This is a genomic window from Glycomyces sp. NPDC050141 (genome assembly GCF_055586545.1).
Genome location: NZ_JBVJHZ010000013.1, coordinates 80,242 through 106,015 on the forward strand (window position 1 = coordinate 80,242; position 25,774 = coordinate 106,015).

21 protein-coding genes and 1 tRNA gene are annotated in these 25,774 nt (G+C 69.5%); 9 read left to right on the top strand and 13 right to left on the bottom strand.

The window, feature by feature from the left end:
- Positions 1–149: 149 nt before the first annotated feature.
- From ACZ60M_RS10585 to ACZ60M_RS10615, 7 genes are all read left to right on the top strand, one after another.
- On the top strand, positions 150–1,262 hold the full coding sequence (locus tag ACZ60M_RS10585) for a LacI family DNA-binding transcriptional regulator (protein ID WP_465416815.1): 1,113 nt from the start codon (positions 150–152) through the stop codon (positions 1,260–1,262).
- Positions 1,263–1,549: 287 nt separating this feature from the next.
- Entirely contained in the window at positions 1,550–3,064 is a 1,515-nt protein-coding gene (locus tag ACZ60M_RS10590; protein WP_465416817.1) for an ABC transporter substrate-binding protein, read from the top strand.
- Entirely contained in the window at positions 3,061–4,035 is a 975-nt protein-coding gene (locus tag ACZ60M_RS10595) for an ABC transporter permease (RefSeq protein WP_465416819.1), read from the top strand. Before ACZ60M_RS10590 ends, ACZ60M_RS10595 begins: the two co-directional genes overlap by 4 nt.
- The gene (locus ACZ60M_RS10600; protein ID WP_465416821.1) at positions 4,032–5,789 is read left to right on the top strand and encodes a dipeptide/oligopeptide/nickel ABC transporter permease/ATP-binding protein; all 1,758 of its coding nucleotides are present in this window, start codon (positions 4,032–4,034) and stop codon (positions 5,787–5,789) included. Before ACZ60M_RS10595 ends, ACZ60M_RS10600 begins: the two co-directional genes overlap by 4 nt.
- Positions 5,790–5,791: 2 nt before the next feature.
- Positions 5,792–6,613, top strand: a complete 822-nt coding sequence (locus ACZ60M_RS10605; protein ID WP_465416823.1) for an ATP-binding cassette domain-containing protein — start codon at positions 5,792–5,794, stop codon at positions 6,611–6,613.
- 37 nt (positions 6,614–6,650) lie between these two features.
- Complete coding sequence (locus tag ACZ60M_RS10610) at positions 6,651–8,771, top strand: Tat pathway signal sequence domain protein (protein ID WP_465416825.1); 2,121 nt, start codon at positions 6,651–6,653, stop codon at positions 8,769–8,771.
- Between the two features lie 87 nt (positions 8,772–8,858).
- Positions 8,859–10,586, top strand: coding sequence for a DUF5605 domain-containing protein (locus ACZ60M_RS10615; RefSeq protein ID WP_465416827.1), 1,728 nt, complete (start codon positions 8,859–8,861; stop codon positions 10,584–10,586).
- A 280-nt stretch (positions 10,587–10,866) separates the two neighbouring features.
- Here ACZ60M_RS10615 and ACZ60M_RS10620 read toward each other — a convergent pair.
- The 11 genes from ACZ60M_RS10620 to ACZ60M_RS10670 all read right to left on the bottom strand — a co-directional run bounded on the left by ACZ60M_RS10620 (position 10,867) and on the right by ACZ60M_RS10670 (position 19,596).
- Positions 10,867–10,943 (bottom strand) — tRNA-Pro (locus tag ACZ60M_RS10620).
- A gap of 85 nt (positions 10,944–11,028) precedes the next feature.
- A complete protein-coding gene (gene der, locus ACZ60M_RS10625) occupies positions 11,029–12,420 on the bottom strand; it encodes a ribosome biogenesis GTPase Der (protein WP_465416828.1) in 1,392 nt (463 codons plus the stop codon).
- On the bottom strand, positions 12,413–13,090 hold the full coding sequence (gene cmk, locus ACZ60M_RS10630; RefSeq protein WP_465416830.1) for a (d)CMP kinase: 678 nt from the start codon (positions 13,088–13,090) through the stop codon (positions 12,413–12,415). The genes der and cmk overlap by 8 nt, the downstream gene beginning before the upstream one ends.
- A gap of 62 nt (positions 13,091–13,152) precedes the next feature.
- Entirely contained in the window at positions 13,153–13,527 is a 375-nt protein-coding gene (locus tag ACZ60M_RS10635; protein ID WP_465416832.1) for a YccF domain-containing protein, read from the bottom strand.
- A gap of 44 nt (positions 13,528–13,571) precedes the next feature.
- Positions 13,572–14,309 carry a pseudouridine synthase gene (locus tag ACZ60M_RS10640; RefSeq protein WP_465416834.1) on the bottom strand — a complete coding sequence of 246 codons (738 nt, stop codon included), beginning with the start codon at positions 14,307–14,309 and terminating at the stop codon, positions 13,572–13,574.
- Entirely contained in the window at positions 14,296–15,057 is a 762-nt protein-coding gene (scpB, locus tag ACZ60M_RS10645; RefSeq protein ID WP_465416836.1) for an SMC-Scp complex subunit ScpB, read from the bottom strand. Before scpB ends, ACZ60M_RS10640 begins: the two co-directional genes overlap by 14 nt.
- Entirely contained in the window at positions 15,054–15,932 is an 879-nt protein-coding gene (locus ACZ60M_RS10650; RefSeq protein WP_465416838.1) for a segregation and condensation protein A, read from the bottom strand. The genes scpB and ACZ60M_RS10650 overlap by 4 nt, the downstream gene beginning before the upstream one ends.
- A 105-nt stretch (positions 15,933–16,037) precedes the next feature.
- Positions 16,038–16,910 carry a ParA family protein gene (locus tag ACZ60M_RS10655; RefSeq protein ID WP_465416885.1) on the bottom strand — a complete coding sequence of 291 codons (873 nt, stop codon included), beginning with the start codon at positions 16,908–16,910 and terminating at the stop codon, positions 16,038–16,040.
- Between the two features lie 225 nt (positions 16,911–17,135).
- Complete coding sequence (gene ald, locus ACZ60M_RS10660; RefSeq protein ID WP_465416840.1) at positions 17,136–18,257, bottom strand: alanine dehydrogenase; 1,122 nt, start codon at positions 18,255–18,257, stop codon at positions 17,136–17,138.
- Positions 18,258–18,469: 212 nt separating this feature from the next.
- Positions 18,470–19,024: an NUDIX domain-containing protein gene (locus tag ACZ60M_RS10665; protein WP_465416842.1), complete on the bottom strand. Its 555-nt coding sequence runs from the start codon at positions 19,022–19,024 to the stop codon at positions 18,470–18,472.
- Positions 19,025–19,056: 32 nt separating this feature from the next.
- The gene (locus tag ACZ60M_RS10670; protein WP_465416844.1) at positions 19,057–19,596 is read right to left on the bottom strand and encodes a TetR/AcrR family transcriptional regulator; all 540 of its coding nucleotides are present in this window, start codon (positions 19,594–19,596) and stop codon (positions 19,057–19,059) included.
- Positions 19,597–19,726: 130 nt separating this feature from the next.
- On the opposite strand from ACZ60M_RS10670, the gene ACZ60M_RS10675 reads away from it, so the two are divergent.
- Both ACZ60M_RS10675 and ACZ60M_RS10680 read left to right on the top strand, forming a co-directional pair.
- Positions 19,727–21,244, top strand: coding sequence for an MFS transporter (locus tag ACZ60M_RS10675; protein WP_465416846.1), 1,518 nt, complete (start codon positions 19,727–19,729; stop codon positions 21,242–21,244).
- A gap of 91 nt (positions 21,245–21,335) precedes the next feature.
- Positions 21,336–21,722 carry a DUF805 domain-containing protein gene (locus ACZ60M_RS10680; RefSeq protein ID WP_465416848.1) on the top strand — a complete coding sequence of 129 codons (387 nt, stop codon included), beginning with the start codon at positions 21,336–21,338 and terminating at the stop codon, positions 21,720–21,722.
- Positions 21,723–21,774: 52 nt separating this feature from the next.
- On the opposite strand, the gene ACZ60M_RS10685 is transcribed toward ACZ60M_RS10680, so the two are convergent.
- The gene (locus ACZ60M_RS10685) at positions 21,775–23,385 is read right to left on the bottom strand and encodes a CTP synthase (protein ID WP_465416887.1); all 1,611 of its coding nucleotides are present in this window, start codon (positions 23,383–23,385) and stop codon (positions 21,775–21,777) included.
- A gap of 145 nt (positions 23,386–23,530) precedes the next feature.
- Positions 23,531–25,771: a hypothetical protein gene (locus ACZ60M_RS10690; protein WP_465416850.1), complete on the bottom strand. Its 2,241-nt coding sequence runs from the start codon at positions 25,769–25,771 to the stop codon at positions 23,531–23,533.
- Between the last annotated feature and the right edge of the window lie 3 nt (positions 25,772–25,774).

The window sequence follows — 25,774 nt, forward strand, 5'->3', positions numbered from 1 at the left end:
AGATCTTGTGCAACGTTCTACGAGCGAATGCTAGGCCGCGTTCCGAGCGATCGTCAAGTCCGTGGCGCGCTCGATCGGAGAACGATGCACGCGCTTGCGTACAATCAGCGCATGCACCGTGTACACACCGCCGCACCCCGGGCGGCAGCATGACCACCACGCCGCCGGCACCGCGCGGCCCCCGCGACAGTGCCTCCAAAAGCAGTGCCGCCCCCGAGAAGGCCCCCCACGGCAACGGCCGCCAGAACGGCGAACGCCGGGCGACCATCCAGGACGTGGCCGCAGAGGCCGGGGTCTCGGTCTCGGCCGTCTCCAAAGTGGTGCGCGGCGCGTACGGGGTCAGCGACCAGATGCGCGACAAGGTGAACGCGGCCATTGCGACCCTCGGCTACCGCCCGCACGCGGGCGCGCGCGCGATGCGGGGGCGCTCCTTCACCGTCGGCGTCATGCTCGTCTCACTCGACTCGTACTTCCAGCCGCAGATCGCCGCGGGCATCACGGAGCGGCTGGAAGCGACGCCCTTCCAGGAGATCCTGGTGACCGGCGGCGCCTCCCCCGAACGGCAGCGGCGCAGCATCGAGGCGCTGGTGGACCGCCAGGTCGACGGGCTGATCCTCATCGCCCCCAACATGGACGAGGCATGGCTGGCGGACCTCGCCTCGAAGCTGCCGGTCGTGGTGGTCGCCCGGCACGGCCAGCCCGCGGTCTTCGACACCGTCGTCGACGACGACTACACCGGCGCCAGCCTCATGGTCGACCACCTGGTCGCCTTGGGCCACCGGCGGATCGCCCACATCAGCCACCCCACCGGCGAGTTCGAGGGCCGGGCGGTGCTGTCGCACACGGCCCGCCGCGACGGCTACGCCGAGGCCATGCGGCGCCACGGCCTCGAACCCGACATCGTGGAGACCGCCTACGCCGACCTGGGCGGATACGTGGCGGCGCAGCGGATCTTCGCCCGGTCCGAGCTGCCGACCGCGGTCTTCGCCGGGGCCGACATCGCCGCGCTCGGGTTCATGCGCGCGGTCGAGGAGCGCGGCCTGCGCATCCCCGAGGACATGACCGTGACCGGCTACGACGACATCTACGCCGCCGGGCTGGGCCGCGTCGCCCTCACCACCGTCGACCAGTCGGGCACCCTGACGGGCTCGACCAGCGCCCGGCTCCTGCTCGAACGCATCGAAGGCCGCACGCAGCCGGTCCACTACGTCGTCGCGCCGCGGCTCGTAGAACGTGCGACGAGCGCGCCGCCCCACGCCTAGTCGTGCCTCTGAACTGCTGATTCACTCCGATCTCGGACACCGGTCGCGCTTCGGCCTCGTTGCGGAACTGTTACCGGTTCGAAGGTGCACAAGCTTGACGACGCCCGCAGCCCGGCCTAGCCTGTTTCGTATAACGTTGCACAAACGGCCACCGGAGTAGTTGGCCGCACCTTGGCACGACTGATCGTGCTCGCCCGGCGAGCACGGACTGACCGTCGGTGCGTCCCGCTCAGCGGTGGCTCGGCAGGCATCCGCACGGATGCCTCCCCTTGCCAGAAGGAGCGAGCATGCGGCGCACACGACTCAGTCGTTCAGCACCGGTCATCGCCATCGCGGTTGCCCTCACCGCCACCGCCTGCACCGGCGGGACCGCCGAGGACAGCGCGGACAAGAGCGTCCTCACCCTCGGCATGACCGCCGACATCCAGGGCTGGGACCCCTCCAACCAGCCGCCTTACCAGGGTTGGGCGGCCGACGCCGTCTGGGACACCCTGCTGCAGTGCGACGAGAACGGCGAGCCCGAGGCGAGCCTGGTGGAGACCTGGGAGTTCAGCGAGGACCAGACGACCTTCACCGGCACCCTCCGCGAAGGGGTCGAGTTCTCCGACGGCACGCCGGTGGACGCCGAGGCCGTCAGGGCCACCTTCGAGCACATCAGCACCGGCGCCGCACAGTCGGCTCGGTATGCGGGCCTCGACCTCGAGGTCATCGACGAGTTGACGATCTCCATCGCCTGGCCCGAGCCGAATCCCCTGATCGCCCAGCGCATCTGCGATCCGCAGATCACCACCCCCGCCAAGATCGCCTCGGGTGAGCTGGACGAGTCGCCGATCGGTTCCGGCCCGTACGTCCTCGACGAGGAGGCCACCACCCGCGGCTCGGTCTACGTCTTCGAGAAGAACGAGGACCACTGGGACTCGGCGAACTACCCGTACCAGCGGCTCGAGATCAAGGTCCTCGAGAGCGAGACGGCCGCGCTCAACGCCCTCAAGACCGGCCAGATCGACGGCAGCCTCATCGGCCAGTCCTCCATCGCTGAGGCCGAGACCTCCGGCCTGGACCTGGAGATCATGCGCGGCACGACCACCCGGCTACTGCTGACCGACCACCTCGGCGAGACCGTCCCGGCCCTCGGCGACGTGAACGTGCGCCGCGCCATCAACATGGTCTTCGACCGCGACGCCATCGCCGAGCAGCTCTACCAGGGCCACGCCGACCCGGCCTACCAGATCTTCAGGGAAGGCTCCGACGCCTACATCGAGGACCTCGGCGACCCGTACCCGTACGACGTGGAGGCCGCCAAGCAGCTCATGGCCGACGCGGGCTACGCGGACGGCTTCACCATCGAGATCCCGCACATGGAGGGCCAGAACCACGACCTGCTCATCCCCTACGTCGCCGACCAGCTGAGCCTGCTGAACATCACCGTGGAGCAGGTCAACCTGTCCGGACCCGACGCCATCGGCGAACTGCTGAGCGGCCAGTACCCGGTGCCGCTGTGGCAGCTCGGCAACTTCGGCGAATCGCTCATGGACGTCCAGGACTACCTGCTGACCGACGGCATCTGGAACGTCTCCCACCAGGAGGACGCCACGATCAACGCCCTGTGGGAGCAGATCGTCAACGGCACCGAGGAGGAGCGGGTCGCGGCCCAGCAGGAGATGAACCGCTACATCACCGAGCAGGCCTGGTTTGTCCCGATGGCCAACATGGACGGCGTCTACGCGCACAGCCCGGACGTGCAGATCGACCAGGTCTCCGACCTCTCCGCCCTGCACCCGCTCCTGCGGGACTTCAAGTGACGAAGGGCCGAAACCCGAAGGCCGCGGCCGCACTGCGGCTGTGCAAGCACCTGGTGCGCGCCGCGGCCGTGTTCCTTATCGTCACCTTCGGGGCGTTCTGCCTGATGTTCGGCAACGGCTCCGGGATCGCGCGGGCGGTCCTGGGGGTCCGGGCCACGGAGGCGGACGTCCAGCGGGAGGTCGTCCGGCTCGGTCTCGACCGGCCGCTGCTCGCGCAGTACTGGGACTGGCTCACCGGCCTGTTCACCGGCGACCTCGGCCGCTCGTTCTTCACCGGTCAGTCCGTGTCCGAGGCGCTCGCCTCGCGGATGCCGGTCACGCTCGCGCTCATCGGCCTGACCCTCGTGTTCACGCTCGTGATCGGGGTGCTGCTGGGCGTCGCCGCCGCGAAATGGGGCGGCTGGCTCGACCGCGTCCTGCAGTTCCTCTCCGTCACCGGGGCTGCGATCCCGGGGTTCATCGTCGCGATCGTGCTCGTCTCCTGGCTCGCCGTCTCGGTGCGGATCTTCCCGGCCACCGGATACGCGTCGCCGGAGACCGAGGGCTTCGGCGCCTGGGCGGCCTCCGTGACGCTCCCGGTGATCGCACTGCTCATCGGCTCGGTCGCGAACGCCGCGGTGCAGTTCCGCGGCGCGATGATCGACACGCTCTCCCAGGACTACGTCCGCACGCTCCGGGCCCGCGGCGTCAAGGAGTCGCGGGTCCTGTTCCGCCACGCCCTGCGCAACGCCTCCGGGCCGGGCCTCACGGTCCTGAGCCTCCAGACGCTCGGCCTCCTCGGCGGGGCCATCTTCATCGAGCAGGTGTTCGCGCTGCCCGGCATGGGCCAGATGGCGAACCAGTCGGCGCAGCTCGGCGACGTGCCCATGGTGATGGGCGCGGTGGCCGTGACGATCCTGATCGTCCTGTGCGTGAACTACCTGGCCGACCTGGCCAACTCCGCCCTCAACCCGAAAGCGAGGCTCGGATGAGCACCTCCGGCAGCGCCGTGGTGGCCGACCCGAACGCCAGACCGGTCCGCAACGGGAGGTCCAGCCTCCGGCGGCTCCTCGCCAACCCGATCGCGGTGGCGGCCATCGTCTTCCTGCTGTTCGTCGTCGGCTTCGGGCTCGGCGCGCCGTGGCTGGCCCCGATGAGCCCTAACACGACCGACCTCGCATCGGTCAACGCGGCGCCCTTCGGCGACCACCTGCTCGGCGCGGACGCCACCGGCCGGGACCTGCTCTCGCGCATGATGTGGGGCGTCCGGCCCACGCTGCTGGGCTGCGTGATCGTCCTCGCCGTGTCGGTCGTGATCGGCATGGCGGGCGGACTCGTGGCGGGCTTCTACCGCGGCAGGATCGAAGCGGTCGGCAACTTCGTGTCCGACGTGATCATGTCGATGCCCGGGATCGTCCTGCTCATCGCCATGTACGCGATCATCGGCCCGAACATCGCCGCAGCCATGGCCGTCTACGGCCTCATCGTCGCACCGACGTACTTCCGGCTGGTCCGGGCCGTCGTCGTCGGCGTCCGCTCAGAGCTCTATGTGGACGCCGCGAAGGTCGTCGGGCTGAGCGACGCGCGCATCATCGGCCGCCACGTCCTGTGGGCCGTGCGGGCGCCGGTGATCATCCAGAGCGCCTTCGTCCTCGCGGGCGGCATCGCCATGCAGGCAGGCCTGGACTTCCTCGGCCTCGGCGACCCGTCGCAGCCGTCCCTGGGGGCCATCCTCCAGAACTCCTTCGACAACATTTACAACAACCGCCCCGGCGTCGTCTGGCCCGCGCTACTCATCAGCCTCACGATCCTCGCGCTCGTGCTGCTGGGAAACGCCCTGCGCGACGTGCTGCAGGCCGGAGCGGGCGACAAGCGGCTCAAGCAGTCGCGGCGGCGGCGCTTCGCCCGCGAAGCCCAGGCCGAACGGCTGGCCCGCACCGAGGATTCGACGGCGCTGCTGTCGATCCGCGGCGTGCGCATCGCCTATCCCGAAGGCGGCGAAGCGGTCAACGAGGTCGTGCACGGCGTCGACCTGGACGTGAAACGCGGCGAGATCCGCGGCCTGGTCGGCGAGTCCGGCTCCGGCAAGTCGCAGCTCGCGTTCACCACCCTCGGCATCCTCCCCAAGGAGGCCGTCGTCCTCGGCGGCAGCGTCCTGCTCGACGGGGAGGATCTGCTCGCCGACGGCGGCCGAATGCGCGGCGCACGCGGCGGGCGGATCGCCTACATCCCGCAGGAGCCCATGACGAACCTGGACCCGTCCTTCACCATCGGCGCCCAACTGCGGCACGGGCTGCGAGCGGTCAAGCCGATGAGCCGCCGAGAGGCCGACCGGCACCTGCTGGGGCTGCTCGACCGGGTCGGCATCAAGGACCCGCAGCGGGTCTGGCGGCTCTACCCCCACCAGATCTCCGGCGGCATGGCCCAGCGGGTCCTCATCTGCGGCGCCGTCGCCGCCGACCCCGAGGTCATCATCGCCGACGAGCCGACCACGGCCCTGGACGTGACCGTGCAGGCCGAAGTGCTGGAGCTGCTGCGGGAACTGCGCGACGAACGGGGCCTGGCGATGATCCTGGTGACCCACAACCTCGGCGTCGTCGCCGACCTGTGCGACACCGTGAGCGTCATGAAGGACGGCCGCATCGTCGAGAGCGCCGACGTGGACACCCTCTTCGCGTCGCCGAAAGAGGAGTACACGAAAGAGCTCCTGGCGTCCTCGCGCCAGGTCGAACTGGCGGAGGCGTGACCGTGACCGAACCGATCCTCAAGGTCGAAGACCTCGTCGTCCGCTACGGCGGCGCACGGGGCGGGGCCACCGTCATCGACGGCGTCTCCTTCGAACTGCGCGCGGGTGAGACCCTCAGTCTCGTCGGCGAGTCCGGCTCCGGCAAGACCACCATCGGCCGCGCCGTCCTCGGACTCGCTCCCGTCACGTCCGGTTCGATCGCCTTCCGCGGTCAGACCATCAGCAACGTGCCGCGTTCCAAGCGGCGCAAGGTCGCCCGTGACATCCAAGTGGTGTTCCAGGACCCGTACTCGTCGCTCAATCCGGCGATGCGAATCACGGACATCCTGTCCGAGCCGCTCGCCGCCTCTGGCGTCGAGGGCGGCAGGAAGCGGGTCCGCGAACTGCTCGACTCGGTCGGCCTGCCGTCCGACGCGGGCGGGCGCTACCCGAAGGAGTTCTCCGGCGGCCAGCGCCAGCGGATCGCGATCGCCCGGGCCCTCGCGCTCGACCCGGCCGTCATCGTGTGCGACGAGCCGACCAGCGCGCTCGACGTCACTACGCAGGCGCGGGTGCTGGAGCTGTTCAAGGACCTCCAGCGCGAGACGGGCGTGGCCTACCTGTTCATCAGCCACGACCTCGGCGTCGTGCACGAGGTCAGCGACCGCATCGCCGTCCTGCACCAGGGCCGCATCGTCGAGATCGGCGACGCGCACCAGGTTGCGACGGCTCCCGAGCATCCCTACACGAAGAAGCTGCAGATGGCCGCCCCCGTCGCGGACCCCGCCCAGCAGCGCCTTCGCCGCGAACGGCGCCTGGCGCTGGCGGCCGAAGCCGGCGAGTGAACACGATTTCCCCAACCCCTGCAAGAGGAGTGAACGCATGAACGGCGACACACCCGTCAACGACGACGGGCAGGACACCCGGAACGAGTACCGGTTCGGGCACACGACGAGGTTCCGGCGGCGCGCCGTACTCGGCGCGGCCGCGGGCGCGGCGGCCGGGGCTACAGTGGCGGTCGTGGCACCGAACGCGACTGCGCAGGACCTTCCCGACGACCTGCCGGTGTGCGCCCCGCGCACCCCGGGCGGACCGATGTGGGTCACCCCCGACTGCGCCGACCCCGAGTACGCCGTGCCGGTCATCGACTCCGAAGAGGACCTGACCGACCCGGTCCCGCACCGCAAGGTCGCGTGCCACTTCGAGGACGACGGCCTGAAGTTCAACATCTACCTGCCGCCGAAGGAGCAGTGGGAGGGGCGGTTCTTCCAGAAGGTGTACCCCGCCCGCTTCGTCCAGGACGAGAACGCCTGGCCCGAGACGATCGCGTTCGGCGCGGCCAGCGGGGCGTACACGGTGCAGAGCGACTCGACCGGCGGGTACCGGCCCGACGCGGCGGCAGCGAAGTTCGCCAGGACCGTCGCCGCGGAGTACTACGGCGATGACCGGCGGATCTACGGGTATATCTACGGCGGCAGCGGCGGGTCCTTCCAGACCGTCGGCGCGATCGAGAACACCGAAGGGGTGTGGGACGGGGCGGTGCCGTTCATCATCGCCTCCCCCACGGCCATTCCGAACACGTTCTTCCCCAAGGCGTTCGCCAGACTCGTGCTCGAGTCGAAGGCCGAACGGATCGCAGACGCGGTCGCTCCCGGCGGCTCGGGCGACCCGCAGTCAGCACTGTCCGACATGGAGCGGACGGTGTTCGACGAAGTGACCCGCCTCGGCGTCCCGGTGCGCGGCTGGGAGGACCCCGACTACCTGCTCGGACTCTCCACGGCCGACGGGCTGCTCGGGTTCGGCAGCGTCGTCCGCGCCATCGATCCGGGATACGCAGACGACTTCTGGAGCGAGCCCGGGTACCTCGGCACCGAGCAGTCCGAGCTCGGGGAGTTCGTGCGAGCGGCCCTGGTCGAGCACACCTCGATAATTGAAACGATCCAACACAACGAGGACGGCAACCCGCAGGTGCTCACCCTCGACTCCGTGCCCGGAGCCGAACGGATCTTCACGCTCTCGTTCGCGGTCTTCGTCGCCGATGTCGAGGCCGGCGCCCTGACGGGCACGCTCGACCGGGAGGCGAAGACCTTCACGATCAGTGAGGGCAACGACGCGAAGGTGCTGGCCGCCATCGAGGTCGGCGGCGAGCTGCGCATGGAGAACCGCTGGAACCTCGCCTTGACCTCGTTCCACCGCCACCAGGTGCCGAGCCGGGCCGGGTTCTACGCCTGGGACCAGTTCCGCGACGAGGACGGCGCTCCGATCTACCCGCAGCGCCAGGTCGAGATCGGCCCGATGATCTCCGGGAGCGTCTCCGGCGGCGGCACCTGGTCGGGCCAGGTCACCGGCAATGTCATCGTCGTGGCCAACCTGCTCGATGCGGACGCCTACCCGTGGCACGCCGACTGGTACGCCGAGCAGGTCCGCGCCGCCTCCGGCGACGGTTTCGACGACCGGTTCCGCGTCTACCTCAACGACCACGCCGACCACCCCGAGGAACCGCTCAAAGACGGCCGCCTCGGGCGCCTCATCGAGTACAACGCGTCGCTCCAGCAGGCCCTCCGTGACCTCAGCGCCTGGGTCGAACACGGTGAAACGCCGCCCCGATCCACCGAGTACGCGGTGCGCGACAGCCAGGTCGAGGTCCCCCCGCACGCCGAGGACCGCGGCGGCATACAGCCGGTCGTGGACCTGGCAGTCCGCGGCTCCGACAGCATCGAGGTCAGGGCCGGCTCGACGGTCCGCTTCAAGGCGAGGGCCGAGGTCCCGCCGGGCACCGGCAAGGTCGTGGCCGCCGACTGGGACTTCCTGGGCACGAGCGAGTACACCCCGGCCGACATCGGCGAACCAGCACCGAACCTCACGGTGAAGGGCGCGTTCACCTACACCGAGCCGGGCGTCTACTTCCCCGCCCTGCGCGCCGTCTCACAGCGCGACGGCGACCCCGACACGCCGTTCGCCCGGGTGCAGAACCTGGGCCGGATGCGAGTCGTCGTCCGCTGACCGTGACCGGTCTCCGGCCCCCCGCGGCCGGAGACCGGCCCCGCTCCTGTTCCTCCTCAACAACACCCAGCGATATCAAGGACCGACATGACGCGACTGTTCACCCGCACCGACAAGCTGAGCGACGCGCTCGCCTCGCCGGAGGCCCGTGCGATCCTCGAAGCGGAGCTTCCCGAGCTGAGCGGTTCCCCGTTCATCGCCGAAGCGGCGAAGTTCCCGCTCGGCGGCTCGATCCGACTGTTCGCGGGCGCTGACAAGGCCCGCGCCGAGCGCGTCATGGAAGCCATAGAGCGCTTGGAGAACCCGGTGCCGCCGCCGGTCCAGGCCGAACCGGTCCTGCCCGACCCGGGCTACGAGCCCGAGACGGTCGAACGCGCCAGCGCAGTCGTCACGGTTCCCGTGCGGGCTCGGCAGCACCGCCTGACCGAGGTGGCCTTCACCGGTCCCTCCCATGGCAACCCATTCGTCGAGGTCGAGCTGAGCGCGCGTTTCCGCCTGGGCGACAAGGTGATCGAGGTGGGCGGCTTCTACGACGGCGCAGGCCGCTACGCCGTGCGCTTCCTGCCGCCCGAACCCGGAATCTGGGAGTTCGAGACGACGTCGACCGCCCGCTCGCTCGACGGCCTCGCGGGGACGTTCACCGTGGCCCCATCGGACGCGCCGGGTCCGGTCCGCGTCCACGAACGGTTCCACTTCGCGCACGCCTCCGGCGAGCCGTACCTGCCGTTCGGCACCACCGCGTACGCGTGGACGCACCAGAGCGAGGACCTGCAGGAGCGGACCCTGGCCGCGCTGGCGGACGCCCCGTTCAACAAGCTGCGGATGTGCCTGTTCCCCAAGGACTTCCTGTACAACCACAACGAGCCCGACCGCTTCGTGTTCCCGAAAGACGCCGACGGGGGGTGGGACACCGAGCGGTTCGACGTCGACTACTTCGCGCACCTCGACCGGCGCATCGCCGAGCTCGACGCCCTCGGCGTCCAGGCCGACCTCATCCTCTTCCACCCCTACGACCGGTGGGGCTTCTGCGGCATGGGACGCGCGGCCGACGACCGGTACGTCAAGTACGTCGTCCGGCGGCTGGCGGCGCACCCGAACGTGTGGTGGTCGCTGGCCAACGAGTACGACCTGTGCATGGACAAGTCCCTCGAAGACTGGCACCGGATCGGGGAGCTCGTCGCGCGCGAGGACCACGCCGGGCACCCGCTGTCGATCCACAACTGGGTCGAGCTGTTCGACTACAGCGCCGACTGGGCCACGCACTGCAGCATCCAGAACGGCGACATGCTCGTCGACGAGTGGCGCCACGCCTGGGGCAAGCCCGTGATCGTGGACGAGTGCGGCTACGAAGGCGACATCGACCCGGGTTGGGGCAACCTCACCGCCGAGACGCTCGTGGAGCGCTACTGGAAATCCGCCATGCGTGGCGGCTACACCACCCACGGCGAGACGTTCTGGACCGAGGACGAGGTCCTGTGGTGGGCCAAGGGCGGCGAGCTCACCGGCGAGAGCCCGGCCCGGATCGCTTTCCTGCGCAAGCTGACTGAGGAGTCCCCGACAGGCCGCCTCGACTCGCTCCCCTCCGAGTGGGACGTCCCGTGGGCCGGAGCGGCGGGCGAGTACGCGCTCCTGTACTTCGGAGCGGCGCGACCGCGCTTCCGCCCGGTCCGAGTCCCCGACGGGATGAAGGCCCGCATCGAGGTGATCGACACGTGGAACATGACGATCGAAGAAGTCCCAGGCGTCCATGAGGGCACAGTCCGCGTCGACCTTCCGGCACGCCCGTACATGGCGATCCGCCTGCGCCGAGCCTAGAACCGAACCGAGCCGCCGCCCGCACCCGACCTTCGCGAGGCCGTGATGGGCTTCGACGACGCCGGATTCGGCGCCTACACCTCACCCGCGCTCACAACCGTCCAGCGACGGCCGTACACCCTCACTCTTTCGGGCGAACTTCAGGCACGAAATTCAAGTTCGAATTGCAATGGTCTGTGCATTTTCAGACTGAACCGTCTGCAGCAACAAAACTGGCAGCAAGCAACGGAAAACCCGGTTCTCCCACAATAGGAGAACCGGGTTTGACCTGCGATTTCGCTGGTCGGGCTGACAGGACTTGAACCTGCGACCCCTTGACCCCCAGTCAAGTGCGCTACCAAGCTGCGCCACAGCCCGTTTTCCGCCGCGTTGTCCGCGGCGGTCACAACTTTAGCCTATGCCCCCCGGGGCCTCTGAGGCGAGGTCCCCGGTGTGAGCGAGGCTATTTGCGTTTGTCCTTCTTGCGGGATTCACGGGGTTTGACCACCAGTTCGATGGGCGTTCCCACGAAGCCGAAGTCCTCACGGAGCTTGCGGGTGATGAACTTCAGGTACTGCTTCTCGAACGGCGCGTTCGTGAAGAGGATGAAGCGCGGCGGTTCGGCGGCGGCCTGGGTCGCGTAGATGACCTTGGGGGCCTTGTTGGCGCGGACCGGGTGCGGCGTGGCGGCCTGGAGGTCGCTGATCCACTTGTTGAGCTCGCCGGTGCTGATGCGCTGGCCCCAGCCTTCGAGGGCTTCACGGAGCGAGCGGGCGATCTTCTCGACGGCGCGGCCGGTCATGGCCGAGACGTTGACGCGGGGCGCCCAGGAGACCTGGCCGAGCTCGCGGTCGATCTCCTTCTCCAGGTAGTAGCGCCGGTCCTCGTCCACGAGGTCCCACTTGTTGAAGGCGAGAACCATCGCCCGGCCCGACTCAGTGACTTGAGTGAGGACTCGCTGGTCCTGCTCGCTGATCGGTTCGGACGCGTCGAGGAGGACCAACGCGACCTCGGCGGCCTCTACCGCTGCTTCGGTGCGGAGACTGGCGTAGTACTCCGTGCCCGAGGCGAACTTGACGCGCTTGCGCAGGCCCGCAGTGTCGACGAGAATCCAGTCCTCGCCGTCGATCTCCACGAGGGAGTCGACCGGGTCGACCGTGGTGCCCGCGACGTTGTCGACGACCGCGCGGTCCTCGCCCGCGATGCGGTTGAGGAGGCTCGACTTGCCGACGTTCGGGCGGCCGACGAGGGCCACCTTGCGCGGGCCGCGCTCCTTGAGGGCGCCCGTGGGCTCCTCGGGGAACGCCCAGACGATCTTGTCGAGCAGGTCGCCCGAGTTGCGGCCGTGGAGGGCCGAGATCGGGAACGGCTCGCCCAGGCCCAGGCTCCACAGCTCGTGGACCTCGGCCTCCTGGCGCTCCGAGTCGGCCTTGTTGGCCACCAGGATCACGGGCTTGCGGGTCGAGCGCAGGATGCGCACGGCCGCCTCGTCGGCGTCCGTGGGGCCCACGCGGGAGTCGACCACGAACACGATCACGTCCGCGGTGCGCATGGCCAGCTCCGCTTGGAGGGCGATGGACTTCGCCATGCCCTCGGCATCCGGGTCCCAGCCGCCGGTGTCGACCAGGCTGAACTCGCGCCCGGCCCACTCCGCGTCGTATGCGACGCGGTCGCGGGTCACGCCCGGCTCGTCCTGCACCACCGCGGCGCGGCGGCCCAGGATGCGGTTGACCAGCGTCGACTTGCCCACGTTGGGGCGGCCGACCACGGCCACCGTCGGGACCGGACCGCGCTCTTCGAGGTCGTCGCTCTCGCTCCAGTCCCCGTCGTCGGTCCAGGTCTCTTCGTCACTCATCAATGTCCCTGTTGTTCAGCAAGGCCAGAATCTTGGCCACTACCTCCACGATCGGCAGCGTCGTGGAGTCGATCACCACGGCCCCCTCCGGGGCCTCCAGGGGTTTGGTGGTCTTCGAGTCGGCGGTGTCCCGCCGTTCGATGTCCTTCGCGGTGGTGTTCGCGTCGGCGCCGTTCTCGGCGGCGCGGCGTTTCGCGCGCTCCACCGGGTCGGCGGTCAGGTAGACCTTCACGTCGGCGTCGGGGGCGACGACCGAGACGATGTCGCGGCCTTCGACCACGATGCCCGCCTTGGCATCGGCGATGATCCGCCGCTGCTCGTCGATGAGGAACTTCCGCACCGTCTTGTTCCCGGCCACCGCCGAGACCGCCTTCGTCACGTCGTCGCTGCGGATCGCCAGGTCGGCGTCCTCCCCGTCGACGCGGGTGAACGGGTCCTCAGGGGTGGTCCCGAACTCGAGCTTCGCGTTCTTCACGGTCTTGGTGACCTGCGCGGTCTGCGAGGGGTCGACGCCGGCGTTGAGGACCGCCAGGGTCGCGGCGCGGTACATCGCGCCGGTGTCCAGGTACGCGGCTTCGATCGCGGTCGCCAAGGTCTTGGCGACGGTCGACTTCCCGGCTCCGGACGGGCCGTCGATCGCGACGACCGGTCCGCTCTTCTGCTCAGGCACTGTCGCGCTCCGTTCTTCGAATGCAAACCAAGCAAACCTACATCATGCCCGGTTCTCCCTGGTCAGCGCTTGTCGACTACCCTCGCGCCCATCGGCCACAGCGCCATGGGGATCATCTTCCAGTTCGCGACCGCCAGCGGGATGCCGATGATCGTGACCGCCAGCACGAACCCGGTCACGAGGTGCGCCAGCGCCAGCTCCCAGCCGAACAGGACCAGCCACAGGACGTTGCCGATCAGCGAGAAGCACCCGGCGCCGCGGTCGTAGACGACGGTGCGCCCGAACGGCCACAGCACGTACCCGGCCAGGCGCATGTTCGCGATGCCGAACGGGATGGTCACGATGAAGACGCAGAAGAGCAGGCCCGTCAGGAAGTAGCCGATGGCGAGCCACAGCCCGGCCAGCACGAACCAGATCACGTTCAGAATGGTTGACATGTCCGAACCCTAACCGGGCCTTGCCCTTGCGTCAGTACAGCTGGCTAGAGTCCGACCTCGCGGAACAGCTCGCCGATCTCGTTCGGGGTGAGCCTGCGGATCGTCCCCGGCTTGAGGTTGCGCAGCTTGACCGGGCCCATCTCGGTGCGGACGAGGCGCGAGACGTGGTGCCCGACCTCGTCCATGAGCCGCCTCACAATGTGCTTGCGGCCCTCGTGGATGGTGATCTCGATCAACGACTGCCCGGCGTGCTCGTCGATGATCTTGAGCTTGTCGGCCTTGGCCATGCCGTCTTCGAGCTCGACGCCCTTGAGCAGCTTGTTCCAGGTGTCGCGGTCCATGATCCCGGCGACCTGCGCCCGGTAGACCTTCGGCAGGCCGTGCGAGGGGTGCATGATGCGGTTGGCGAGCTCCCCGTCGTTGGTGAGCAGCAGGAGGCCCTCGGAGTCGGTGTCGAGGCGGCCGACGTGGAAGACGCGCTGGTCGATGCCTTTGGCGATCCCGGCGAGCGAGGGGCGGCCCTCGTCGTCCTCCATGGTCGAGATGATGCCGCGGGGCTTGTTGATCGCGAAGTACACCTTGTCGACGTCGGTCACGACCCGCTTGCCGCGGACGTGGATGACGTCCTTCTCGGGGTCCACGCGCTGGCCGAGGCGGGCGGTTTCGCCGTTGACCTTGACCTTCCCGTGGGAGATCAGGTCCTCTGCGGCGCGGCGGGAGGCGATCCCGGCCTGCGACAGCACTTTCTGCAGGCGGATGCCCTCTTCGTCAGCGTTGTTCATCTTCCTCGATATCCGTCACGTCGTCAGGTAGGAACGGGGCCAGCTCAGGGAGCTGCGCGACCGTGTCCAGGCCGATCTTCTCCAAGAACAGGGTGGTGGTGCGGTAGAGCGTCGCCGTCGAGTCCGGGTCGGTCCCGCACTCCTCGACCAGGCCGCGCGACACCAGCGTGCGCATGACGCCGTCGCAGTTGACCCCCCGGATGGCCGAGATGCGGCCGCGGGTGACCGGCTGCCGGTAGGCGACCACGGCAAGCGTCTCCAGTGCCGCCTTGGTGAGGCGGGCGGAGGCGCCGTCGGTCACGAACCGCTCCACGTAGCGGGCGTAGTCGGCCCGGGTGTAGAAGCGCCAGCCGCCGGCTTGGCGACGCAGATCGAATCCGCGTCCGTCACCAGTGTATTCGGCGCTGAGGCGGCCCAGTTGCTCGCGCACCTGTGAACGTGGCCGCTCCAATACCGCGGAGAGGAATTCCTCGCTCAGGGGTTCTTCGGCGATCATGAGGATCGCTTCGAGGACCGCGCCGAGGTCGACGTCGTCGGGGACGGGGCTCGTGGCCGTGACCTCGGGTTCTTCGTCCTCGTCGGGCCCGGTTCGGGTAGGGACGGCGGCGAGCGCTGCGGCGTACTCGTCGTCTCCGGCCGGTTCGTCGGCGGGCGTGTCGGATCGCAGCGGCGCGGCCTCCTGGCGCGCGCCGGGCATCTTCCACGTCGCCAGGTCCTGTTCGAGGGACTCCCCCAGGTGTTCGGTCATGCGCTCGCTTCCTCCCCCGCTGGTGCTTCCGGTTCCGCGGGCGCTCCCGCGTATTCGTCGACTTCGATCTCGGTGCTGCCGGTGCCGCCGAGCCATCGCACGGTGAGTTCGCCGAGCGCCTGCATCTGCTCGAACCCGACGAGGGCCTCCCGGTACAGCTCCAGGAGCGCGAGGAACCGGGCGACCACTTCGAGGTGGGATTCGCAGTCCGAGGTGAGGGCCCGGAACGTGGCGACCTGGACGCGCTGGAGGCGGCGGGAGATGATGACGGCGTGCTCGCGCACCGAGACGCGCTGCATGTGGATGTGGCCGGTGCCGACGGTGGGCGGCGGTTTGGGCTTCATCGCCTTGCCCGCCAAGGCGGCGAGGGCTTCGGGGGTGAGGTCGAGGACGAGTTCGGGGAGCAGGCCTTTGTAGCGTTCTTCGAGGCCGACGTTGCGGGGGACGCGGGTCGCGGCGGACTCGACGAAGACCGCGAGGGCCCCGGCGGCTTCCTTGTAGGCCTTGTACTGCAGGAGCCGGGCGAAGAGGAGGTCGCGGGCTTCCAGGAGCGCGAGGTCCTCTTCGTCGTCGACGACGGTGCCGGGCAGGAGCCGGGCGGTCTTGAGGTCGAGGAGGGTGGCGGCGATGAGCAGGAACTCGGAGGTCTCCTCGAGGTTCCAAGCGTCGTCGAGGCCGGTGACGTAGGTGATGAACTCGGAGGCGACCTGGTGGAGGGCGAGTTCGGTGACGTCGAGCTTGTGCTTGCCGATGAGCTGGAGCAGCAGGTCGAACGGGCCCTCGAAATTGGCGAGCCGGACGTGGAAGCCGCTCTCGGCCTCCTCCGGTTCGCCCTCCCGCTGGGTCGGGAGCTGGGGCGGCTGCTGGTCGGTCACGCTCGCAAGCTTAGACGGGCGCTGCGGACGCTACAGGGTGAACTCCGGGTTTCTTGTGGCGGAACGCGTTCGAAGATCCATTTGTCTGCGCTCAGTCGGCGACGCTCATTTGTCGGTAGCCGCGATGAGTTCGCGGGCGAGCTGGCGGTAGGCGCGGGCGCCGGAGGACGCGGGGGCCCAGGTGGTGATGGGCTCGCCTGCGACGGTGGTCTCGGGGAAGCGCACGGTGCGGGTGATGACGGTGGAGAACACCTTGTCGCCGAAGGCTTCCACGACGCGCTGGAGGACCTGGCGCGAGTGGGTGGTGCGCGAGTCGTACATGGTCGCGAGGATGCCGTCGAGTTCGAGGTCGTAGTTGAGGCGTTCGCGGACCTTGTCGACGGTGTCCAGGAGCAGGGCCACACCGCGCAGCGAGAAGAACTCGCACTCCAGGGGCACGAGCACCGAGTGCGCGGCGGTGAGCGCGTTGATCGTCAAGAGCCCCAAGGAGGGCTGGCAGTCGATGAGGACGTAGTCGAAGTCGGGGATGACCGGTCGCAGGACGCGGGCGAGGGTCTGCTCGCGGGCGACCTCGTTGACGAGCTGGATCTCGGCGGCCGAGAGGTCGATGTTGGCCGGGAGGAGGCGCAGTCCGGCGACGTTCGTCTTGACCATGACGTCGTCGATGTCGACGTCGTCCTGCATGAGGAGGTTGTAGACGGTGAGGTCGAGCGTGTGGGGGTTGGTGCCGAAGCCGACCGAGAGCGCGCCCTGCGGGTCGAAGTCGACGAGGAGGACCTTGCGGCCGTACTCGGCAAGGGCCGCACCGAGGTTGATGGTCGTGGTCGTCTTGCCGACCCCGCCCTTCTGGTTGGCCATGGCGATGACGCGGGCCGGGCCGTGGCGCTCGAGCGGCTGGGGCTGCGGGATCTCGCGCTTGTTCGTGTACGCCTCGGGGTCGGGCGAGGAGAGGTCCTCGGTTCCGTCAGCGGGAGGCATCTGCGCGGCACCGCGCAGGGCCGCCCATTTGTCGTTGCTGTCCACACTGCTCATTTCTTCGCGCCTCCGGGTGCGAGGTCGACACCGGGTGCCGGGCGTCTCACCATTGCCTGTCTTAGCGACTGTACGTCAGTGTATCGAGGCTGTCGACGGCTTGGGAGACTCCGAGGCACCCGGCGTGAGTTCGCCCGCTGTGCGCAGCGGCGCCTGAGTCCTGTTGGGACGTCAGTTCTCCGCGAGCACCTGCGCGATCGGCTTGAGCGGCAGGTGGTGCGTGATCGCGACGGGTTCGTTGACGACCTGGCCCGCGAACGTGTTGAGTCCTCGCGCGAGGGCCGGGTCGGCCTTGAGCGCCGCGACCCAGCCGAGGTTGGCGAGCTTCATGACGTACGGGAGGGTGGCGTTCGTCAGCGCGTACGTCGACGTGTTCGGTACGGCCCCGGGCATGTTCGCGACGCAGTAGAAGAGTTTGCCCGCGTGGGTGAACGTCGGGTCGTCGTGCGTCGTGGCCTTGGAGTGCGCGAAGCAGCCGCCCTGGTCGATCGCGATGTCGACGAGCACCGCGCCGTCCTTCATCTCGGCGAGCACGTCGTCGTCGACCACGGTGGGGGCCTTGGCACCCGGGACGAGGACGGCGCCGATGACGAGGTCGGCCTCGCGGCAGGCGCGCTTGACTTCGAAGCGGTTGGAGACGATGGTGCGCAGGCGGCCCTGGTACTGGTCGTCGGCGACGTGGAGCCGGTCGATGTTGAGGTCCAGGAGCTCCACATCGGCGCGCATACCGACGGCGATCGCGGCGGCGTTCATGCCGGAGACGCCGGCGCCGATGATGACCACGCGCGCGGGCGCGGTCCCGGGGACGCCGCCCATGAGGGTCCCGCGGCCGCCTTCGGGGCGCTGCAGGTGGTACGCGCCGGCCTGGACGGCGAGGCGCCCGGCCACTTCGCTCATCGGAGCGAGGAGCGGCAGGCGGCCGTCGGCGGTCTGCACGGTCTCGTAGGCGATGCCGGTGATGTGGCGTTCCAGGAGCGCGTCGGTGCAGTCGGCACTCGCGGCGAGGTGGAGGTAGGTGAAGAGGGTCTGGCCGGGCCGCATCCGGTGGAACTCGTCCTGGATCGGCTCCTTCACCTTGAGGACGAGATCGCCTGCGCCCCAAGTGGCGTCGGCGTCGGGGCAGATGAGCGCCCCGGCCTCGCGGTAGTCGGCGTCGGTGATCGCGGAGCCGAGGCCGGCGCCGGTCTCGATCGCGACGTCGTGGCCTGCGGCGACGAGCTCGTGGACCCCGGCGGGGGTGAGGGCGACGCGGTACTCGTTGTTCTTGATCTCGCGGGGGACGGCGACTTTCACGTGCGGGTTCCTTCCGAAGCGTTGTGCCAGTTCGGGGCCGGTCGGCATCCCGCACGGGCAGTCTAGGACGCCAGACGTCCAGGAGCCCGCATTCCTTGTGGGTTCAGCGGTTCGGACGGCGTCGTCGCCGTGATCGTAAAGCGGCCCGCCGCACCACGATGCGACGGGCCGGGTTTTCGGTAACACAGCAGCGGGCGACTTGGATGTGACGGCTAGTTTCGGTCGAGGTGCAGTTTCGTAAGGGTGAGCGCGAGCGCGCAGACGCCGTTGCGGATCTCCCCGTCCGCGACGGCGGCCAGCGCCTTGTCGAGGTCCCACCAGACCAGCTCGATGTGGGTCTCCTCGTCGGTGCGCTCGTGGCGCTCGGACTCGGGCACCGGGGTCAGGCCGGTGGCGAGGTAGTAGTGGATGAGCTCGCTGGAAATCCCAGGGGTGGAGTAGAACTCGCCGAGCTTGACGAGTTCGGCGGCGTTGAGGTCGGCCTCCTCGGCGAGCTCGCGGCGGGCGGCCACGGCCGGGTCCTCCCCTTCGATGTCGCGCAGGCCCGCCGGGAGCTCCCACAGGGTCTCGCGCGCCGGGACCCGGAACTGGCGGATCAGGCCGACCCGGCCCTGCTCGTCGAGCGGGACGGTGACGACCGCGCCGACGTGCTTGATGAACTCGCGCTTGGCGGTGCCGCCTCCGGGCATCGCGATGGTCTCGGCGGTCAGCTCGAAGGCCCAGCCGCGGTGGATGATTTCACTGTCGAGGACTCGGTACTCATGCACGAGGGCCACACTAGTCCGCTCAGGTTTCGGGATCACGGTTCTCCGGCGGCGTCCTTGAGGCGCTTGAGGATGCCTTCGACGACGGCGGGGGCCGGGAGGGGCATGCCGGAGAGGGCCGAGAGGAACAGGCCGTCGCCGACGAGCCGCACGATCTCGGCGGTCACGGGGTCTTCGATGCGCTCGTGGAGGGCCGCGGCCCAGCCGTCGAAGATGAAGAGCACGTCTTCCTTCGCCTCGGCCGAGAGCTCGTCGTTGCCGCGCACGGCGGTGAGGAGCGCCCACAGGCCTGCGGCCGACTCGGGCGACTCGACGTCGGAGACGCGCAGGAAGGTCTCGACGACGCCGGTCTCGCGGGCGCGGGCGATGTTGGCCTCTTCCTGGAGGCGGAAGCGGCGGGCGAGGCCGTCGTACAGGTCGGACTTGGATTTGAAGTGGTACAGCAGCCCGCCTTTGGAGACGCCGGCCTCGGCGGCGACCTTCTCCAGGGTCACGCCCGAGGAGCCGGTGTCCACGAGGATGCGCTGGAGCGCGTTCAGGATGCGGTCCCGGGTGGTGATCTCCGGCTCTCTCATGTTTCCTCCTCGTGACAACTGTACCGTCCGGACGGTACAGTGAAGGGGCGTGTCGCTCTCCGGCACGCCCATCTTCCGGGATGCCCTTCGCGAGCCGTGCTCCGGCTCACGTCCAGAAAGAGTGAAACCCATGACCGCCACGCTTCGCGCACCGCAGGAGCCCCGCGCCCGCATCAGCGCCAAGCAGGGCTGGGCGCTGGCCACCCTGGTGCTCCCGGTGCTGCTCATCTCCATCGACATGACCGTGCTCGGCTTCGCCGTGCCGTTCCTGTCCGAAGACCTCGCGCCCACCAGCTCGCAGCTGCTGTGGATCGTCGACGTCTACGGCTTCGTCCTCGCCGGGCTCCTGGTCACCATGGGCACGCTCGGCGACCGCGTGGGCCGCCGCAGGCTGCTCGTCATCGGCTCGGCCGCGTTCGCCGCCGCGAGCGTCCTCGCCGCGTACGCGCCGAGCGCCGAAGCGCTCATCGCCGCGCGGGCCCTCCTCGGCCTGGCCGGGGCGACGCTCATGCCGACCACGCTGGCGCTCATGCGCAACCTCTTCCACGACGACCGCCAGCGCAAGTTCGCCATCGCGATCTGGGCGTCGGGCTTCTCCGCCGGTGCGGCCCTCGGGCCGATCCTCGGCGGCTGGCTGCTCGAGCACTTCTGGTGGGGCTCGGTGTTCCTCATGGCCGCGCCGGTCTCGCTCGCGGTCGTGCTGGCCGCGCCGTTCCTCCTGCCGGAGTCGAAGGACCCGAACCCGGGCCGGATCGACCTCCCGAGCGTCGCGCTGTCGTTCCTGGCGATGTTCCCGTTCGTGTACGGGGTCAAGACGATCGCCGAGCACGGCGTCACCGTTGCGGCGGTCGCCGCCATCGCCGTGGGGGCGCTGGCGGGCGTGTGGTTCGTGCGGCGCCAGAAGCGCCTGGAGCACCCGCTGATCGACGTGGGGCTGTTCAAGCTCCGCCGCTTCAGCGCCTCGCTGGCCACGAACTTCACGATCGTGTTCGCGATGATCTCGTCGCTGTTCCTCTTGACGCAGTACCTCCAGCTGGTGCTGGGCTTCTCCCCCATGCAGGCGGGGCTGCTGCTCCTGCCGGGCATGGCCGTCTCGGTGCTGTCCGGGCTGTTCGCGGTCCGCATGTCCGAGCGGGTCGGGCTGGTGCGCACCATCATCGCCGGTCTGGTGTTCGTGATCGGCGGGTTCGCGGCGATGGCGTTCATCGGCGTGGACTCGGGCGCGGCCGTGGTCGCGATCGCCTTCGCGCTCATCGGCCTGGGCTCCGGCCTGGCGCAGACCGTGACGAACGACGCGATCCTCGCGGCGGCCCCGGCCGACCGGGCGGGCGCGGCCTCGGCGATCTCCGAGACCGCGTACGAGCTCGGCGGCGCCATGGGCGTGGCGCTCATGGGCTCGCTCGCGACCGGGATCTACCGGGCCGAGCTGGGCGACGCCCCGGCCGCCGCCGCGGAGACCCTGGGCGAGGCCGTGCATGTGGCCGCGACGCTCCCGGCCGAGGCCGGGGACGCGCTCCTGCAGGCCGCGCGGACGGCGTTCACCGACGGCCTGCGGACGGTGTCCGTGGTCGCCGCCGTCCTGGTCCTGATCGCGACGGTCGCCGTCGGACGCGCCCTGCGCACGCGGAACGCCGAAGTCGGCTCATAACCGTGTAATTCGTCCTACGATGCCCTGACCAGGTGCTATCCGGCACCCGGTCAGGGCATCGCCCCGCTCGGGGCGGGAAAGGGGCACGGCAATGAGCTGGTACACGACCGCCCTCAAGAAGTACGCGGTGTTCCAAGGCCGCGCTCGCCGCCGCGAGTTCTGGTGGTTCGTCATCGTCAACGCCGTCATCAGCACGATCCTGGGGTGCTTGAGCAACCGGCCGGACGACGCGAACTACTGGAACTACATGGGGGACGACCCGAACTTCTGGAACTGGCTCGCCCTGCTCTTCAGCCTGTTCATCCTCATCCCGAGCATCGCCGTCCAGGTGCGGCGCCTCCACGACACCGGCCGCTCCGGCTGGTGGTGGTGGATCGGGCTCGTCCCGTGCGTCGGCTGGATCGTCCTGCTCGTCTTCAACCTGTTCGACAGCCAGCCGGGCCCCAACAATTACGGGCCCAATCCCAAGGGCACGTAAGCGGATACGGAAAAGGCGGGGCTCGCATGAGCCCCGCCTTCTTCGTGTCTGCTTACGCCGCTTCGAGGTCGAGGCGGTCGCCGGCCTGGCGCTTGAGGGCCGCTTCGACGAGCCCGGCGAAGAGCGGGTGCGGGCGGGTCGGGCGGGACTTCAGCTCCGGGTGGGCCTGGGTCGCGATGTAGTACGGGTGCACCTCGCGGTCGAGCTCGATGAACTCGACGAGGCGGCCGTCGGGGGAGAGCCCCGAGATCACGAAGCCGGACTTCACCAGCTGGTCGCGGTAGGCGTTGTTGACCTCGTAGCGGTGGCGGTGGCGCTCGTTGACCTCAGTGGCGCCGTAGACCTCAGCGGCGATCGAGCCCTCGGCGAGCTCCGCCGGGTAGGTGCCCAGGCGCATCGTTCCGCCCATGTCGCCGCGCCCGGCGACGATGTCGGTCTGGTCGGCCATCGTCGAGATGACCAGGTGCTCGGCCCCGCTGTCGAACTCCTCGGAGTTCGCGCCGACGAGACCGGCGACCTCGCGCAGGCCCTCGATCGCCATGCACTGCATGCCGAGGCACAGGCCCAGGGTCGGGACGAGGCGGGTGCGCGACCACGTGAGCGCCTGCAGCTTCCCTGGCACGCCCCGGTCGCCGAAGCCGCCCGGGATCACGACCGCGTCGACACCGGCGAGGGCCTTCGCGGTGCCCTCGGGCGTGCCGCACTCGTCGGAGATGACCCAGCGGACCTTGACCTTCGCGCGGTTCGCGAAACCGGCCGCGCTCAACGCCTCGACCACGGACTTGTACGCGTCCGGCAGCTCGACGTACTTGCCGACGATCGCGACCTCGACCGTGGCGACCGGGTTGTGGACGCGGTCGAGCAGGTCGTCCCAGGAGGTCCAGTCGACATCGCGGAACGGCAGGTCCAGCTTGCGGACCACATAAGCGTCCAGGCCCTCGGAGTGGAGGGTCTTCGGGATCTCGTAGATCGACTTCGAGTCGGGGGCGGAGACGACCGCCGCGTCGTCGACGTCGCAGAACCCGGCGATCTTGCTCTTCAGCCCGTCCGGCAGCGGCCGGTCCGAGCGGCACACGATCGCGTCGGGCTGGATGCCGATGCTGCGCAGCTGCGCCACCGAGTGCTGCGTCGGCTTGGTCTTCATCTCCGAGGACGCGGCCAGGTACGGCACCAGCGAGACATGGAGGAAGAAGCAGTTGTCGCGGCCGATGTCGTGCCGGTACTGGCGGATCGCCTCGAGGAACGGCAGCGACTCGATGTCGCCCACCGTGCCGCCGACCTCGGTGATCACGACGTCGGGGACGCGCCCGGTCTCGGGGTCCGGGTCGGCCATCGCCGCGAGGCGCGACTTGATCTCGTTCGTGATGTGCGGGATGACCTGCACCGTGGCGCCCAGGTAGTCGCCGCGGCGCTCCTTGGCGATGACGTCGGAGTAGACCTGGCCGGTGGTCACGTTGGCGTGCTTCGACAGGTTCCGGTCCAGGAACCGCTCGTAGTTGCCGATGTCGAGGTCGGTCTCGCCGCCGTCGTCGGTGACGAAGACCTCGCCGTGCTCGTACGGGTTCATCGTGCCGGGGTCGACGTTGAGGTACGGGTCGATCTTCTGCATCACCACGTACAGTCCGCGCGCGGTCAGCAGGTTGCCGAGACTCGCGGCGGTCATGCCCTTGCCCAGGGCGGAGGTGACTCCACCGGTGACGAAGAGGTGCTTCGTGGAACGGATCTGACCATTAGCGGCGCTGGCCAAGGCGGACTCCCGTGATGTTCGTGGCGAACGAGCCGCTTACAAAAGCAGCCGGTGGATCGCATCATCCACGGGATTCCACACTAACACTTTCATCGCCGTTTTCCTCATCGACCCACGACGGTGCGTCGACGATCATGTCCGAGTACTGGCCGTCCTTGACGTGCGCGCGGGCCAGCACGCGGTGACTCATGATGACCGCCAAGGGAACCATGACCGCGAGGGCCGCGCCGAGGCTCATGAGGCCCTTGCCGAGGAGGAGGCCCGCCATGGCCGATCCGGCGACGGCGGCCGAGAACGCGGCGCGCAGCGGCGGGTACAGGCCCCACGCGCGGCGCAGGCCCCCGCCCGGGCGCAGGAGGATCAGCCAGCAGTAGGCCCCGGCCATGACGGTGAGCACGCTCAGCGGCGACGTGAAGACCGCCACGATGTTCGAGCCCACACCGGAGGCGATGACGCCGTTCGTGTCGCCCATGATGTCGCCGAGGAACGAGCCGAGCTCGCCGCGCTCGGCCTCGGGGCGCTGGTAGTCGATCCAGGAGAGGCCGAACAGGACCGCGACGCCGGCCAGGCCCGACCACACGAAGCGCGGGAACGTGACCCAGCCTCCGGTGGCGAGCGCAGCAGCGAGGCAGGTGCCCACGATGATCGCCACGGCCGCCGGGACGGAGTCGCCGAGGAACCCGGCCGAGACGATGATGACGCCGACGCAGCCGATCCCGGCCATCGCCGGGGACTGGAAGCGGCGCGGGAGCCGCCAGGACACCGCGGCGGCGAGCAGCCACAGCGAGGCGATGAACATGCCGGTGGCGACCGGCCCGAGCTCGTTCGAGGCGGAGTCGGCCACCGTGTAGTCGCCGAGGAGGGTCCCGAGCGGGTCCTCGGTGTGCAGGAGCATCGCGAGGACCGTGACGATGATCCCGAAGGCGGACACGGAGACCATGAGGCTCGCGGGCCCGTGGCGGCCGGGCAGGCCGATCGCGATGAACGCGCACACCACGGCGATGCCGAGCGCGGTCAGCGGCCCGACGACGCCGGGGTGCGCGGCGGACCACCAGCCGAAGAAGTCGGCGAGGATCGCGGCGGCCGTGAACAGGGCGCACACGAGCGCCGAGACGATGTTGAGCCGCATGAGCCACAGCGGCGGCGGCTTGACGCCGGGCTGCCCGGCCTGGCGCAGCAGGTGCAGCAGCGGCCAGGCCACGAACGTCAAGGCGAGGAACAGGAGCACCTGGAGCCACTGGGTGGCCGGGGCGGCGACATCGGCGGCCATGAGCCGCGTGTCGGTGTCGTCGAACACCGCCTGGCGGTCCTCATAGGACAGCGAGTCGGCGGTGGCTCCGGCGGCCGTCCCGGTCACGGTGTCCGGCGGCGGCGAGTCCAGGAGCGTCAGGATCGTCGCGGTCAGGTCGGTGAGCCGCAGGTAGCCGGGGCGGTCGGCGGGCAGGTCGAGGAGGTTGTGACCGTCCTCGCCGCCGAAGTTCGCGATCGTGGCGAGCAGCCGGTTCGGTTCGGCCACTTGGCTTATGCCCGACACGATGAGCGCGGAGTCCGCACCGCGCGCGGCCTGGAGCTCGCCGACCTTGGCGTCGAGCACCGCGAGCGCGTCGGCCCGCGAGCCGGTCTCGGCCGGGAGGATGCCGCCGTCCACGACAGTGAGCGGGCATTCGGCCAGGAAGTCGGGCAGCTCGTCGCTGTCGGGGAGGGCGGACTCGTACTCGCCGACGCGGCCGACCGAGTTCGCGGTCGCGTACGCCGCACCGGGGCCCACCGCGGTCGCGCAGCTGGTCCCGGCGGCGAGCGTGCCGAGCTGGGTGCCCTGGTCGAGGTCGCGGTTGAGGGTGACCAGGTCGGTCATGTCCCCCACCGTGGCGGTGCCGTCCTCGACGGTGACCTGGTCGGCCGAGACCGGCTCGCACCGGGCGCCCTGCCCGTACGGGTCGCTCACGGCGGGCGCGCCCGCGGAGAGGGTGAGCCAGCCGTCGAGGGCGCACGTGAAGTTGCGGCCCGAGTTCGTGTTCAGCTCCGCGAGGGAGCCGTGCTGGGCCAGCTCGGCGAGGTTCGGGGTCGTCTCGGCGTCGATGTCGGTCCAGGTGAGGCCGCTGACGCCAAGGACCACAACCGAATCGACGGTGGTGGGCAGCGACTCCTCGCCGTCCTCGGGCAGGAGCTGGAAAGCCGCGAGCGCCGCGAGGACGGCCACGCCGAACCAGGCCCCGATCGGGCCGAGGTTCTCGGAGACGCCGCGGGCGATCGCCTTGCGGGCTTTGCGGGTCAGGCGCCCGGCATCGAGTTTTCGCGACACGGC

What these genes read in the sequence shown, in the direction of transcription:
- ACZ60M_RS10585 (WP_465416815.1), top strand. Translation starts at nt 150, where the DNA reads ATGACCACCACGCCGCCGGCACCGCGCGGCCCCCGCGACAGTGCCTCC.
- ACZ60M_RS10590 (WP_465416817.1), top strand. Translation starts at nt 1,550, where the DNA reads ATGCGGCGCACACGACTCAGTCGTTCAGCACCGGTCATCGCCATCGCG.
- ACZ60M_RS10600 (WP_465416821.1), top strand. Translation starts at nt 4,032, where the DNA reads ATGAGCACCTCCGGCAGCGCCGTGGTGGCCGACCCGAACGCCAGACCG.
- ACZ60M_RS10610 (WP_465416825.1), top strand. Translation starts at nt 6,651, where the DNA reads ATGAACGGCGACACACCCGTCAACGACGACGGGCAGGACACCCGGAAC.
- ACZ60M_RS10615 (WP_465416827.1), top strand. Translation starts at nt 8,859, where the DNA reads ATGACGCGACTGTTCACCCGCACCGACAAGCTGAGCGACGCGCTCGCC.
- der (WP_465416828.1), bottom strand. Translation starts at nt 12,420, where the DNA reads ATGAGTGACGAAGAGACCTGGACCGACGACGGGGACTGGAGCGAGAGC.
- ACZ60M_RS10635 (WP_465416832.1), bottom strand. Translation starts at nt 13,527, where the DNA reads ATGTCAACCATTCTGAACGTGATCTGGTTCGTGCTGGCCGGGCTGTGG.
- ACZ60M_RS10640 (WP_465416834.1), bottom strand. Translation starts at nt 14,309, where the DNA reads ATGAACAACGCTGACGAAGAGGGCATCCGCCTGCAGAAAGTGCTGTCG.
- scpB (WP_465416836.1), bottom strand. Translation starts at nt 15,057, where the DNA reads ATGACCGAACACCTGGGGGAGTCCCTCGAACAGGACCTGGCGACGTGG.
- ACZ60M_RS10655 (WP_465416885.1), bottom strand. Translation starts at nt 16,910, where the DNA reads ATGCCTCCCGCTGACGGAACCGAGGACCTCTCCTCGCCCGACCCCGAG.
- ACZ60M_RS10670 (WP_465416844.1), bottom strand. Translation starts at nt 19,596, where the DNA reads ATGAGAGAGCCGGAGATCACCACCCGGGACCGCATCCTGAACGCGCTC.
- ACZ60M_RS10675 (WP_465416846.1), top strand. Translation starts at nt 19,727, where the DNA reads ATGACCGCCACGCTTCGCGCACCGCAGGAGCCCCGCGCCCGCATCAGC.
- ACZ60M_RS10680 (WP_465416848.1), top strand. Translation starts at nt 21,336, where the DNA reads ATGAGCTGGTACACGACCGCCCTCAAGAAGTACGCGGTGTTCCAAGGC.
- ACZ60M_RS10685 (WP_465416887.1), bottom strand. Translation starts at nt 23,385, where the DNA reads ATGACCGCCGCGAGTCTCGGCAACCTGCTGACCGCGCGCGGACTGTAC.